We start from the raw sequence: 12,401 nt of genomic DNA on the forward strand, positions 1-12,401 counted from the left end.
CGAGACATGCTGAAGGATCAGGACCGGATCTTCACGAACCTCTACGGGATGCACGAGCGCACCCTCGCAGGCGCGAAGAAGCGCGGCCACTGGGACGGGACGGCGGCGATCATCGCCAAGGGCCGCGACTGGATCATCGACGAGATGAAGAAATCCGGTCTGCGCGGACGCGGCGGCGCGGGCTTCCCGACCGGCATGAAGTGGTCCTTCATGCCCAAGGTTTCTGACGGGCGTCCGGCCTACCTGGTCATCAACGCCGACGAATCCGAGCCCGCGACCTGCAAGGACCGCGAGATCATGCGGCACGACCCGCATCCGCTGATCGAGGGCGCGCTGATCGCGTCCTTCGCGATGGGGGCGAATGCGGCCTACATCTACATCCGCGGCGAATACATCCGCGAAAAGGAAGCCCTGCAGGCGGCGATCGACGAATGCTATGATGCCGGTCTTCTTGGCCGCAATGCCGCCGGCTCGGGCTGGGACTTCGACCTCTACCTGCATCACGGCGCTGGCGCCTATATCTGCGGCGAGGAAACCGCGCTTCTGGAAAGCCTCGAAGGCAAGAAGGGCATGCCGCGGATGAAGCCGCCGTTCCCGGCGGGCGCGGGCCTCTACGGCTGCCCGACCACGGTGAACAACGTCGAGTCGATCGCGGTCGCCCCGGCGATCCTGCGTCGCGGCGGCGAGTGGTTCGCCTCGTTTGGGCGTCCGAACAACACCGGCGTCAAGCTTTTTGGCCTGACCGGCCACATCAACACGCCCTGCGTGGTGGAAGAGTCGATGTCTATCTCGATGAAGGAACTCATCGAGAAGCATGGCGGCGGCGTGCGCGGCGGCTGGAAGAACCTCAAGGCGGTGATCCCCGGCGGCGCGTCCTGCCCGATCCTGCCGGCCGATCTGTGCGAGACGGCGATCATGGACTATGACGGGATGCGCGAGCTGAAGTCGTCCTTCGGCACCGCCTGCATGATCGTGATGGACCAGTCGACTGACGTCATCAAGGCGGTCTGGCGGCTGGCCAAGTTCTTCAAGCACGAAAGCTGCGGCCAGTGCACGCCCTGCCGCGAAGGCACGGGCTGGATGATGCGGGTCATGGACCGTCTGGTACGCGGCGAGGCCGAGGTCGAGGAAATCGACATGCTGCTGTCGGTGACCAAGCAGGTCGAGGGCCACACGATCTGCGCCCTTGGCGATGCGGCGGCATGGCCGATCCAGGGGCTGATCCGCCATTACCGCGAAGAAATCGAGGACCGGATCAAGGCGAAACGCACGGGGCGCATGGGCGCCATGGCGGCGGAGTAAGGATGCGGATGGCCGCGATAATGGGAATGGTCGGTCTGGGCGTCAGCGCTTGCGTCGCGCCGCAAGGCGGGACGGCCGTTTCCTCGGCGGCTGGCAGCTATCCTGTCACGGTGGACGGTGCGGCCTATACGGTCGACATCCGTCCCGGCCCGGCGGGCCAGCAGCTGACCCGTGTCGGCGCGGTGCCGGTTCCGGGACGCACGGTGACCGTCGCGCGCGATGGTTCGGCGATGGGCTATGACGAAGGGCTTCCCGCCAAGAAGGCGGCGGTCGAGGCCTGCGGTTCGGCCGGGGGTCGGGTGAATGACGGTGCCGTGGCGCAGTTCGCCAGCGGAACCTGGGTTTTCAAGGGGGGCTGCGCATGAAAACGGGGTTGGCTCTGATCGCACTTCTGGCCTTGGCGGCCTGTGGTGACCCGGAGGCGACGGCAGGGGGCGGCAGCGCCCCGTCTGCACCGCAGCGGACCGAAAGCGTACAGATCAACAAGGACGCGACCGTCTATGACGTGACCTACATGCCCGCCGATCCGATGACCGGCGGCCCGAAGGTTACCGTCGCTCGGCGGGGCGGGGCCTTCATGATCACGGACAAGGAGAAAGCCCTCGTCGTTGCGCAGCAGTATTGCGACGAGAACGGGCGCAGGCCCGTCATCGCCGGATCAATGATCGCAAACCGCGTCGATGGCGTCTGGGAGTTCGTGAACCTGTGTCAGTGAGGCCCGGATATCATCTTGCTGAGCTGAATGTCGGCCGCCTTCTGGCGCCGACCGACGATCCGCGCGTGGCCGAGTTCATGGCGGCGCTGGACCGGGTCAACGGGCTTGGCAAGCGCATGCCGGGCTTCGTCTGGATGATGGAAGGCTCGGGCGAGCCGGGCACGGGTAATACCGAGGCGAAGATCGACGGCGATCCGCAATTTGTGTCGAACCTGACCGTCTGGGAAAGCGTCGATACGCTGGAGCAGTTCGTCTGGAACACCGTCCACCGCGCCTTCTACGAGCGGCGGGCCGAGTGGTTCGAGGTGCTGGGCCGGATGCATTTCGTCATGTGGTGGGTGCCCGCCGGACACCGCCCGACGCTGGACGAGGCGCTGGCGAAGCTGGCGCATCTGCAGGCGCATGGCGACAGCGACGAGGCCTTTGGCTGGTCGTATCTGCAAGAGGCGCAGCTGTTCCGGCAGCATCAATGCGCCCGCATCGCGGCGGAGTGAGCAGGATGTGCCACGCCAGCCTCGATGCCAAACTGATGATGCGCGAGATGGATCACCGTCTCGCAAATGTCGCGCAGGCGCGGCAGGACAATGACGCGGACAGCCGCACGCCGGTCAGGCTTCTCGCCCGGATCGGCGCATGGCTGACCCCGTGGATGCGGAAGGAAGAGGCGCATGTCTAATCTCAAGCCCATCTCGATCGACGGCATCGTGGTCGAGGTCGATCCGGCGATGACGATCATCCAGGCGGCCGAAATCGCCGGGGTCGAGATCCCGCGCTTCTGCTATCACGAACGGCTGTCGATCGCCGGCAACTGCCGCATGTGCCTCGTCGAGGTCGTGGGCGGCCCGCCGAAACCCGCCGCCTCTTGCGCAATGCAGGTGCGCGACCTGCGCCCGGGCCCGAACGGCGAACCACCAGTCGTCAAGACCAACTCGCCCATGGTCAAGAAAGCGCGCGAGGGGGTGATGGAGTTCCTGCTCATCAACCACCCGCTCGACTGCCCGATCTGCGACCAGGGCGGCGAATGCGATCTGCAAGACCAGGCAATGGCTTACGGGGTGGACTTCAGCCGCTACCGCGAGCCGAAGCGGGCCTCGGAGAACCTTAATCTCGGCCCGCTGGTCAAGACCGAGATGACGCGCTGCATCTCCTGCACGCGTTGCGTCCGCTTCACCACCGAGGTCGCGGGCATCACCCAGATGGGTCAGACCGGCCGGGGCGAGGATTCCGAGATCACCTCGTATCTCAACATGACGCTGGACTCGAACCTGCAGGGCAACATCATCGACCTCTGCCCGGTCGGCGCGCTCACCTCGAAGCCTTATGCCTTCACCGCGCGTCCGTGGGAGCTGTCAAAGACCGAGACCATCGATGTGATGGACGCGCTTGGGAGCAACATCCGCGTCGACACCAAGGGCCGCGAAGTCATGCGCATCCTGCCGCGCAACCATGACGGCGTGAACGAGGAGTGGATCAGCGACAAGACCCGCTTCGTCTGGGATGGCCTGCGCCGCCAGCGGCTCGACCGGCCCTATATCCGCGTGAACGGCAAGCTGAAGCCCGCCACGTGGGGCGAGGCGCTGGCCGCCGCCGCTGCCGCGATGAAGGGCAAGAAGGTCGTCGGCCTGATCGGTGACCTCGCGCCGGTCGAAGCTGCGTACTCTCTGAAATCGCTGGTCGAAAGCCTGGGCGGCTCGGTCGAGTGCCGGACCGACGGCGCGCGGCTCCCTGCAGGCAACCGCTCGGCCTATGTCGGGACGGCGACGATAGCAGACATCGACATGGCTGGCGGCATTCTGCTGATCGGATCGAACCCCCGCGTCGAGGCGCCGGTGCTGAACGCCCGCATCCGCAAGGCCTGGACCAAGGGCGCGCAGGTCGGCGTGATCGGGCCGGAGATGGACCTGACCTATGACTACCACCACTTCGGAACGGACCGCGACGCGCTGATGGCGCATGCGAAGCTGGCCGAGGAAGCGCCGGCGGATACCAAGCCGGGTATCGTGATCGTCGGGCAGGGCGCCCTGAACGAGGCGGATGGCGAGGCGGTTCTGGCGCAGGCAATGCGCATCGCCGCCGCGCGCAAGGCCAAGCTTCTGGTCCTGCACACCGCCGCAAGCCGTGTCGGCGCGATGGATGTGGGCGCGGTGACCGAAGGCGGGCTGAAGGCTGCGCTGGAGGGGGCCGAAGTGGTCTACAACCTCGGCGCCGATGAGGTCGAGGTCGCTCCGGGTGCCTTCGTCATCTATCAGGGCAGCCACGGCGACCGCGGCGCGCACCGCGCCGACGTCATCCTGCCGGGCGCCGCCTATACCGAGGAAAACGGCCTGTTCGTGAACACCGAGGGCCGCCCGCAACTGGCGCTGCGCGCTGGCTTCGCGCCGGGCGAGGCCAAGGAAAACTGGGCGATCCTGCGGGCGCTGTCGGCAGAACTGGGCAAGACGCTGCCGTGGGACAGCCTGGCGGCGCTGCGCCGCGCGCTGGTCGCGGCCGTGCCGCATCTGGGCCGGATCGACGAGGTCGCGGAAAACGAATGGACCGCGCTGGAGCTTCGCGCTCCGGCAAAGGCTGATTTCCGCCTGGCGATCAAGGACTTCTACCTGACCAACCCGATCGCACGCGCGTCCGTGCTGATGGCCGAACTGTCGGCCATGGCGGCGGATCGGGCCAATACACCGATGGCTGCTGAGTGAGGATGACCTTGCGCGCCCTTCCGATCGCAACGCTGACCGGCCTCGCCGCCTGCGCCCCGGCGCAGGACGCGGCCGATCCGGCTGCGCAGGCGGCGGGGTCAGAGTTCAAGCCGGAATACCTCGGCATCCAGACGATGATGCTGGACAATGATCTGGTGAACCTGCGGGTGACCATGAAGGGCGCCCGTGACCGCGAGGATGTGGCGGATTATGCGCGCTGCGCGGCAGCGCAGTACACGCTGATCCGAGGCTTCGGATTCGCACGCCATGTGCGTACGAACGTCACTAATCAGGGTGGCGTTTGGCGCGGCGATGCGGTTTACACCATCTCGGCGGCGCTGCCGCCGGGGCTCAAGACGATCGATGCCGAAGTCGAGGTTCGCGACTGCGGCGCACGGGGCATACCAACGGTCTGACGGCCGGAAGAAGACTGAGGGACAAGAAGCATCATGGCTGATTTCTTGCAGACGGGGCTGGGGACGACCGTTCTGATCATCGGGCAAAGCCTGCTGGTCATCGGCTTCGTCATGATCTCGATGCTGTTCCTCGTCTATGGCGACCGCAAGATCTGGGCAGCCGTGCAGATGCGGAGGGGTCCGAACGTCGTTGGTCCCTGGGGCCTGCTGCAGACCGTCGCCGACGCGCTGAAATACGTGCTGAAGGAAATCGTCATTCCGGCGGGTGTTGACCGCCCGGTGTTCTTCCTTGCGCCGATGCTGTCCTTCGTGCTGGCGATGATGGCCTGGGCCGTGATCCCGTTTGCCGACGGCTGGGTGCTGGCCGACATCAACGTCGCGATCCTGTTCGTCTTCGCCATGTCCTCGCTCGAGGTCTATGGCGTCATCATGGGTGGCTGGGCGTCGAACTCGAAATACGCCTTCCTTGGCTCGCTGCGGTCGGCCGCTCAGATGATCTCTTACGAGGTCTCGCTCGGCCTCATCATCATCGGGATCATCATCTCGACCGGCAGCATGAACTTCGGCGACATCGTGCGGGCGCAGGACGGGAATTATGGCCTGTTCTCATGGTATTGGCTGCCGCATCTGCCGATGGTTGTGCTGTTCTTCGTCTCGGCGCTGGCCGAGACCAACCGCCCGCCCTTCGACCTGCCCGAAGCTGAATCGGAACTCGTTGCCGGGTTCTTTGTCGAGTATTCCTCGACCCCGTTCCTGCTGTTCATGGCCGGCGAATACATCGCCATCTTCCTGATGTGCGCGCTGATCTCGCTCCTGTTCTTCGGTGGCTGGCTGTCGCCGATCCCGGGCCTGCCCGACGGGGCGCTGTGGCTGATCGCCAAGATGGCGTTCTTCTTCTTCCTCTTCGCGATGGTGAAGGCCATCGTTCCGCGCTACCGCTACGACCAGCTGATGCGGATCGGCTGGAAGGTGTTCCTGCCGATGTCGCTCGGCTGGGTCGTGCTGGTGGCCTTCCTTGCAAAATTCGAACTGTTCGGCGGCGCCTATGCCCGTTGGACGATGGGGGGGTGATGTTCCACAACCCAACCAACCCAGTGGGCATTGCGACGATGTCGGCGGTATTGACGCTTAACCTCGCGTCAGTTGGGGATGCCCAACAGACGAATGGGCAAGACCGGACAGTTCGCGGCTTTGTCGAGAACAAGTGTGCCAAGCAGCTCGCTGCCTATGAAGCAACTCTGCGCGAAGGCCAGTCATTCTGGCGGCTGCGCCCTGCGACTGAAGAACTGCCGCAATCGGTTGCCCCGGAGCGACTTGCGATTGGAGCGTGGAGCGCCTCGGTCTACCCATTGATAGACGCAATGGTGTTAGCAAAGTCGACTGTCAGATCGCCGCAAGATCGCATTTCCATTGCGAAGCAACTGGATGCAGCACTGGGCGTGTCGAATTGCCTGTCGCCGAATGAAAGTCAGTGGGCCAAGGCCGACAAATCCGAGCCCAAAGACGTCCTTGTGGAGGCTCGGCTGACCGAGTGCTTCATGGAGCACGCTTCGATCATTCGCGATAGCCTCGTAAGTGATCTTGCAGGTGAGGCGTTCAAGCAGGCCCTTGAACAGCAGGCCGAAGCTATGCAGACGCAGTGCAAGTCGAAGGAATGAATATGGCAAACATCGACTGGACCCGCGCCACCCGCTACTTCCTGCTGGCAGACTTCTGGAACGGCATGAAGCTGGGCCTGAAGTACTTCTTCGCACCGAAGGCGACGCTGAACTATCCGCACGAGAAGGGTCCGCTGTCGCCGCGTTTCCGTGGCGAGCACGCGCTGCGCCGCTATCCGAACGGCGAGGAACGCTGCATCGCCTGCAAGCTTTGCGAGGCGATCTGCCCGGCGCAGGCCATCACCATCGACGCCGAACCGCGCGAGGATGGCAGCCGCCGGACGACCCGCTACGACATCGACATGACGAAATGCATCTATTGCGGCTTCTGCCAGGAAGCCTGCCCGGTGGATGCGATCGTCGAGGGGCCGAACTTCGAATTCTCGACCGAGACCCGCGAAGAGCTGTTCTACACCAAGGAAAAGCTCCTCGATAACGGCGCGCGGTGGGAAGCCGAGATTGCCCGCAACCTCGAGATGGACGCGCCCTACAGATGACCGACGAATTCACCAAGATGTTCAAGGCGATGGTTGAGAGCGGCCAGGAAATGGCCCGCGCCTTCAACCCTGCGCTGGAGAACTTCCAGGTGAAGGGGTTCGAGAACCTCTGGCCCACCATGTCGAAAGACATGATGGAGATGTGGTTCGGCAAGACCTTCAACCGCGAGGGGCTGGATGCCAAGACCCGGCTTCTGGTCACGATCGCCGCGCTGACGGTGCTGGGCGCCCATGCCGAGCCGCAGCTGAAGCTGACGATCCGACACGCGATCGAGGCGGGCGCAACGAAACGCGAGATCGCCGAGGTGATCTGGCAGATGAGCATGTTCGGCGGCGTGCCCGCCATGACGAAGGCGCTGGAGATCGCCCAGGGCGTATTCGGCGAGACCGGGGAGAAAAGCGAATGACCATCGCGGATTATGCCTTCTATGGCTTTGCGATCGTGCTGATTGCGGCGGGCCTGATGGTGACCATCGCGCGCAACCCGGTGCATTCGGTGCTTTGGCTGATCCTTGCCTTCCTGAACGCCGCCGGCCTGTTCGTGCTGCTCGGGGCGGAATTCGTCGCGATGCTGCTCATCATCGTCTATGTCGGCGCCGTCGCCGTGCTGTTCCTGTTCGTGGTCATGATGCTCGACATCGACTTCGAAGAGCTGAAGGGCGAGATGGCGCGCTATATGCCGCTGGCGCTGTTGATCGGGGTAATCCTGCTGATGCAGTTCGCGATGGCCTACGGTGCCTGGGTTCAAGCTGATGGCGCGCTTGGTCTGCGGCAGGCGGTGACGCCCGACGTGGCCGAGGTGGACAATGCCCGCGCGCTCGGCCTCTTGATCTACGACAAGTACATCTTCCTGTTCCAGGTCGCCGGCCTGATCCTGCTGGTCGCGATGATCGGGGCGATCGTGCTGACTCTGCGCCACCGCAAGGATGTCAAACGCCAGAACGTGCTGGCGCAGATGTACCGCGATCCGGCGAAGGCGATGGAACTGGTCGATGTGAAGCCGGGGCAGGGGCTCTGAGCTGAGGGAATTTGCGGGACGGCCCAAAAAGGGCCGCCCGGACGGAACGATAACGGGCAGAGGCCCGGAGGGACGAAGATGGTGGGACTGACTCATTACCTGACGGTGGCCGCGGCGCTGTTCGTCATCGGGATTTTCGGGATCTTCCTCAACCGGAAGAACGTGATCGTCATCCTGATGTCGATCGAGCTGATGCTCCTGTCGGTGAACATCAACTTTGTCGCCTTCTCCTCCTTCCTGGGCGACCTGGTGGGGCAGGTCTTCACGATGTTCGTGCTGACCGTCGCCGCCGCCGAGGCCGCCATCGGGCTTGCGATCCTTGTCTGCTTCTTCCGCAACCGGGGAAGCATCGAGGTTGAAGACGTCAACGTGATGAAGGGCTGAACCGATGACCACGATCATCCTTTTCGCACCGCTGATCGGTGCGCTGATCTGCGGCTTCGGCTGGCGCTTCATCGGCGAGACGGCGGGGCAGGTCATCACCACCGGTCTCGTCTTTCTCGGCGCCTTCCTGAGCTGGATCATCTTCTTCAGCTTCGACGGGACCACCCAGCATGTCGACCTGTTCCGCTGGTTTGACTCCGGGTCCTTCGTCGCTGACTGGTCGATCCGTCTCGACCGGCTGACGGCGATCATGCTGGTCGTGGTCAACACCGTCTCGGCGCTCGTCCACCTCTATTCGTTCGGTTACATGGCCCATGACGACAACTGGGGCCATCACGAGCATTACAAGGCGCGGTTCTTCGCCTATCTGTCGTTCTTCACCTTCGCCATGCTGATGCTGGTGACCGCCGACAACCTGCCGCAGATCTTCTTCGGCTGGGAAGGCGTGGGCGTCGCCTCGTATCTGCTGATCGGCTTCTACTACCGCAAGCCCTCGGCCAATGCCGCGGCGATGAAGGCATTCATCGTCAACCGCGTCGGCGACTTCGGTTTTGCGCTCGGAATCTTCGGCCTGTTCTTCCTGACGGACTCGGTCAAGTTCGACGACATCTTCGCGCAAGGCCCGGTTCTGGCGCAGACCGAGATCAGCTTCCTCTGGCGCGACTGGAACGCGGCGAACCTGATCGCGGTCCTCTTGTTCATCGGCGCGATGGGCAAATCGGCGCAGCTGATCCTGCACACCTGGCTGCCGGACGCGATGGAAGGCCCGACCCCGGTTTCGGCCCTGATCCACGCGGCGACGATGGTGACCGCCGGCGTCTTCCTTGTCTGCCGCATGTCGCCGATCTTCGAGTTCGCGCCCCAGGCCCTGACATTTGTCACCGTGCTTGGGGCGACGACAGCCTTCTTCGCGGCGACCGTGGGTCTGGTGCAGAACGACATCAAGCGCGTGATCGCCTATTCGACCTGCTCGCAGCTCGGCTACATGTTCGTGGCGGCGGGTGTGGGCGCCTATCCCGTCGCGATGTTCCACCTGTTCACGCATGCCTTCTTCAAGGCGATGCTGTTCCTTGGCGCCGGCTCGGTCATCCACGCGATGCACCATGAGCAGGACATGCGGAACTACGGGGCGCTGCGGAAAAAGATCCCGCTGACCTTCTGGGCGATGATGATCGGGACGCTGGCCATCACCGGCGTCGGCATCCCGCTGACCCATATCGGCTTTGCCGGCTTCCTGTCGAAGGACGCGGTGATCGAGAGCGCCTTCGTCGGCAACCATTATGCCTTCATCATGCTGGTGATCGCCGCCGGGATGACCTCGTTCTATTCCTGGCGCCTGATGTTCATGACCTTCTATGGCGAGGCGCGTGGCGACCATCACGCCCATGACCACGCCCATGAAAGCCCGAAGGTCATGCTGATCCCGCTTGGCGTACTGGCGCTTGGTGCGGTCTTCTCGGGGATGATCTGGTACAACAACTTCTTCGGCAACGTGGATCAGATGCGCGCGTGGTTCGGCCTGCCGGTCGAAGCACATGCGACCGAGCACGCAGCCGGGGAAGAGACTTCGCACGATGCCGCTGCCGCAACCGAGGGGGCAGGAACGGAGCATGCCGCCACGACCGAGACGGCGACCACCGAAACCGCTGCTACCGAGACTGCCACCACGGATGCCGCGGCTGCCGAGGCAGGTCACGAAGCGGTACCGGTCCCGGTACAGGGCGCGGTGTTCTTCGGACCGGAGAACCACACCATCCATGCCGCGCATGAAGTGCCGGCCTGGGTCAAGGTCAGCCCGTTCATCGCCATGGTCCTTGGTCTGCTGATGGCCTTCCAGTTCTACATCCGCCGGCCGGACCTGCCGGGCAAGCTCGCGGCCAACCAGCCGATCCTGTACCAGTTCCTGCTGAACAAGTGGTACTTCGACGAGGTCTATGACGTGCTCTTCGTGCGCAGCGCCAAGTGGCTGGGCGGCTTCCTGTGGAAGCGCGGCGACGGCGAGGTGATTGACGGCACAATCAACGGCGTGGCGATGGGGATCATCCCGTTCTTCACCCGCCTCGCCGGCCGGGCGCAGACCGGCTACATCTTCACCTATGCCTTTGCGATGGTGCTGGGGATCGCGGTCCTCGTGACCTGGATGACGCTAACGGGCGGCGCCAAGTAAGGGGACGGGCATCATGGAAAATCTTCTGTCTATTATCACCTTCATCCCGCTCGTCGCCGCGGTGATCATGGCTTTGTTCCTGCGGGGCGACGACCCGGCCGCGCAGCGCAACGCCAAGTGGCTGGCGCTTCTGGCAACGACCGCGACCTTCCTGATCTCGCTCTTCCTGCTGACCGGGTTCGATCCACAGAACACCGGGTTCCAGTTCGTCGAGGAACGGCCCTGGATCCTGGGCCTGACCTACAAGATGGGTGTCGACGGCATCTCTGTGTTGTTCGTACTGCTGACGACCTTCCTCATGCCGCTGACCATCGGCGCCTGCTGGAGTGTCGAGACGCGGGTCAAGGAATACATGATCGCCTTCCTCGTGCTGGAAACGCTGATGCTCGGCGTGTTCTGCGCGCTGGACCTGGTGCTGTTCTACCTGTTCTTCGAGGCCGGCCTGATCCCGATGTTCCTCATCATCGGCATCTGGGGGGGCAAGGACCGCATCTATGCGTCCTTCAAGTTCTTCCTCTACACCTTCCTCGGTTCGGTCCTGATGCTGGTGGCGATGATCGCCATGTATTACGACGCGGGCACCACGGACATTCCGAGCCTCCTGAACCACAACTTCGGGTCCGAGACGATTACGGTTCTTGGCTTCCAGGTTGTCGGCGGGATGCAGACGCTCCTGTGGCTGGCCTTCTTCGCCAGTTTCGCGGTGAAGATGCCGATGTGGCCGGTGCACACCTGGCTGCCTGACGCGCACGTTCAGGCGCCGACCGCCGGGTCGGTCGTACTGGCGGCGATCCTGCTGAAGATGGGCGGCTACGGCTTCCTGCGCTTCAGCCTGCCGATGTTCCCGATCGCGTCCGACCTGCTGTCGCCGCTGGTGTTCTGGATGTCGGCGATCGCGATCGTCTACACCTCGCTGGTGGCGCTGGCCCAGCAGGACATGAAGAAGCTGATCGCCTATTCATCGGTCGCCCATATGGGCTACGTGACCATGGGGATCTTCGCGGCGAACCAGCAGGGCATCGACGGCGCGATCTTCCAGATGCTGAGCCACGGCTTCATCTCGGGCGCGCTGTTCCTTTGCGTCGGCGTGATCTACGATCGGATGCATACCCGCGACATCGACGCCTATGGCGGCCTCGTGAACCGGATGCCGGCCTATGCGCTGGTCTTCATGTTCTTCACCATGGCCAATGTCGGCCTTCCGGGTACGAGCGGGTTCATCGGGGAATTCCTGACGCTTGCCGGCATCTTCCAGGTCAACACCTGGGTGGCGGCGGTTGCCGCGACTGGTGTGATCCTGTCGGCGGCCTATGCGCTCTGGCTCTACCGCCGGGTGGTCTTCGGCGATCTCATCAAGGAAAGCCTTAAGGCTATCACCGACATGACCGCGCGCGAGAAGGCGATCTTCGCCCCGCTCGTTGCCATGACCCTGTTCCTGGGCGTCTATCCGAGCTTCGTGACCGATCGCATCGGCCCGTCGGTTGCCGCCCTTGTCACCGAATACCACGCTGCGCTGCCCGCTGACTCGGCGACGCGCCTGGCCCTGAAGTAAGG

General features: G+C 63.8%; 15 protein-coding genes. All 15 read left to right on the forward strand.

Annotated features, from left to right (window positions below):
• Window positions 1-6 precede the first annotated feature (6 nt).
• The 15 genes from nuoF (at window position 7) to L0V05_RS12205 (ending at window position 12,399) form a co-directional block, all read left to right on the forward strand.
• Window positions 7-1,302 (forward strand): NADH-quinone oxidoreductase subunit NuoF, encoded by a 1,296-nt coding sequence (nuoF, locus tag L0V05_RS12135; protein ID WP_234870831.1) that lies wholly within the window; start codon window positions 7-9, stop codon window positions 1,300-1,302.
• An 8-nt stretch (window positions 1,303-1,310) separates the two neighbouring features.
• Window positions 1,311-1,667 carry a hypothetical protein gene (locus L0V05_RS12140; protein WP_234870833.1) on the forward strand — a complete coding sequence of 119 codons (357 nt, stop codon included), beginning with the start codon at window positions 1,311-1,313 and terminating at the stop codon, window positions 1,665-1,667.
• Entirely contained in the window at window positions 1,664-2,017 is a 354-nt protein-coding gene (locus L0V05_RS12145) for a hypothetical protein (RefSeq protein WP_234870835.1), read from the forward strand. Before L0V05_RS12140 ends, L0V05_RS12145 begins: the two co-directional genes overlap by 4 nt.
• Window positions 2,014-2,511 (forward strand): DUF3291 domain-containing protein, encoded by a 498-nt coding sequence (locus L0V05_RS12150; protein ID WP_234870837.1) that lies wholly within the window; start codon window positions 2,014-2,016, stop codon window positions 2,509-2,511. The genes L0V05_RS12145 and L0V05_RS12150 overlap by 4 nt, the downstream gene beginning before the upstream one ends.
• A 5-nt stretch (window positions 2,512-2,516) precedes the next feature.
• On the forward strand, window positions 2,517-2,693 hold the full coding sequence (locus L0V05_RS12155) for a hypothetical protein (RefSeq protein ID WP_234870839.1): 177 nt from the start codon (window positions 2,517-2,519) through the stop codon (window positions 2,691-2,693).
• Window positions 2,686-4,707: an NADH-quinone oxidoreductase subunit NuoG gene (gene nuoG / locus L0V05_RS12160; RefSeq protein WP_234870841.1), complete on the forward strand. Its 2,022-nt coding sequence runs from the start codon at window positions 2,686-2,688 to the stop codon at window positions 4,705-4,707. The genes L0V05_RS12155 and nuoG overlap by 8 nt, the downstream gene beginning before the upstream one ends.
• 2 nt (window positions 4,708-4,709) lie before the next feature.
• A complete protein-coding gene (locus L0V05_RS12165; RefSeq protein WP_234870843.1) occupies window positions 4,710-5,123 on the forward strand; it encodes a YNQ4 family lipoprotein in 414 nt (137 codons plus the stop codon).
• 33 nt (window positions 5,124-5,156) lie between these two features.
• Window positions 5,157-6,194 (forward strand): NADH-quinone oxidoreductase subunit NuoH, encoded by a 1,038-nt coding sequence (nuoH, locus tag L0V05_RS12170; RefSeq protein ID WP_234870845.1) that lies wholly within the window; start codon window positions 5,157-5,159, stop codon window positions 6,192-6,194.
• Window positions 6,194-6,781, forward strand: a complete 588-nt coding sequence (locus L0V05_RS12175; protein WP_234870847.1) for a hypothetical protein — start codon at window positions 6,194-6,196, stop codon at window positions 6,779-6,781. Before nuoH ends, L0V05_RS12175 begins: the two co-directional genes overlap by 1 nt.
• Before the next feature lie 2 nt (window positions 6,782-6,783).
• Complete coding sequence (gene nuoI, locus L0V05_RS12180) at window positions 6,784-7,278, forward strand: NADH-quinone oxidoreductase subunit NuoI (protein ID WP_234870849.1); 495 nt, start codon at window positions 6,784-6,786, stop codon at window positions 7,276-7,278.
• On the forward strand, window positions 7,275-7,685 hold the full coding sequence (locus tag L0V05_RS12185) for a carboxymuconolactone decarboxylase family protein (RefSeq protein ID WP_234870851.1): 411 nt from the start codon (window positions 7,275-7,277) through the stop codon (window positions 7,683-7,685). Before nuoI ends, L0V05_RS12185 begins: the two co-directional genes overlap by 4 nt.
• Entirely contained in the window at window positions 7,682-8,296 is a 615-nt protein-coding gene (locus L0V05_RS12190; protein WP_234870853.1) for an NADH-quinone oxidoreductase subunit J, read from the forward strand. Before L0V05_RS12185 ends, L0V05_RS12190 begins: the two co-directional genes overlap by 4 nt.
• Before the next feature lie 78 nt (window positions 8,297-8,374).
• Window positions 8,375-8,680, forward strand: coding sequence for an NADH-quinone oxidoreductase subunit NuoK (gene nuoK / locus L0V05_RS12195; protein WP_234870855.1), 306 nt, complete (start codon window positions 8,375-8,377; stop codon window positions 8,678-8,680).
• A gap of 4 nt (window positions 8,681-8,684) precedes the next feature.
• Complete coding sequence (nuoL, locus tag L0V05_RS12200) at window positions 8,685-10,847, forward strand: NADH-quinone oxidoreductase subunit L (RefSeq protein WP_234870857.1); 2,163 nt, start codon at window positions 8,685-8,687, stop codon at window positions 10,845-10,847.
• Between the two features lie 13 nt (window positions 10,848-10,860).
• Complete coding sequence (locus L0V05_RS12205) at window positions 10,861-12,399, forward strand: NADH-quinone oxidoreductase subunit M (protein WP_234870859.1); 1,539 nt, start codon at window positions 10,861-10,863, stop codon at window positions 12,397-12,399.
• Window positions 12,400-12,401: the final 2 nt, after the last annotated feature.

Origin of the sequence: Alitabrizicola rongguiensis, from assembly GCF_021491355.1 — a bacterium.
Classification (GTDB): domain Bacteria; phylum Pseudomonadota; class Alphaproteobacteria; order Rhodobacterales; family Rhodobacteraceae; genus Aliitabrizicola; species Aliitabrizicola rongguiensis.

Bases quoted from the DNA above. Each gene is read 5' to 3' on its own strand.
- nuoH (WP_234870845.1), top strand. From the start codon at position 5,157: ATGGCTGATTTCTTGCAGACGGGGCTGGGGACGACCGTTCTGATCATC.
- L0V05_RS12155 (WP_234870839.1), top strand. From the start codon at position 2,517: ATGTGCCACGCCAGCCTCGATGCCAAACTGATGATGCGCGAGATGGAT.
- L0V05_RS12205 (WP_234870859.1), top strand. From the start codon at position 10,861: ATGGAAAATCTTCTGTCTATTATCACCTTCATCCCGCTCGTCGCCGCG.
- nuoL (WP_234870857.1), top strand. From the start codon at position 8,685: ATGACCACGATCATCCTTTTCGCACCGCTGATCGGTGCGCTGATCTGC.
- nuoK (WP_234870855.1), top strand. From the start codon at position 8,375: ATGGTGGGACTGACTCATTACCTGACGGTGGCCGCGGCGCTGTTCGTC.
- nuoI (WP_234870849.1), top strand. From the start codon at position 6,784: ATGGCAAACATCGACTGGACCCGCGCCACCCGCTACTTCCTGCTGGCA.
- nuoG (WP_234870841.1), top strand. From the start codon at position 2,686: ATGTCTAATCTCAAGCCCATCTCGATCGACGGCATCGTGGTCGAGGTC.
- L0V05_RS12175 (WP_234870847.1), top strand. From the start codon at position 6,194: ATGTTCCACAACCCAACCAACCCAGTGGGCATTGCGACGATGTCGGCG.
- L0V05_RS12185 (WP_234870851.1), top strand. From the start codon at position 7,275: ATGACCGACGAATTCACCAAGATGTTCAAGGCGATGGTTGAGAGCGGC.
- L0V05_RS12165 (WP_234870843.1), top strand. From the start codon at position 4,710: ATGACCTTGCGCGCCCTTCCGATCGCAACGCTGACCGGCCTCGCCGCC.
- L0V05_RS12190 (WP_234870853.1), top strand. From the start codon at position 7,682: ATGACCATCGCGGATTATGCCTTCTATGGCTTTGCGATCGTGCTGATT.
- L0V05_RS12145 (WP_234870835.1), top strand. From the start codon at position 1,664: ATGAAAACGGGGTTGGCTCTGATCGCACTTCTGGCCTTGGCGGCCTGT.
- nuoF (WP_234870831.1), top strand. From the start codon at position 7: ATGCTGAAGGATCAGGACCGGATCTTCACGAACCTCTACGGGATGCAC.
- L0V05_RS12140 (WP_234870833.1), top strand. From the start codon at position 1,311: ATGGCCGCGATAATGGGAATGGTCGGTCTGGGCGTCAGCGCTTGCGTC.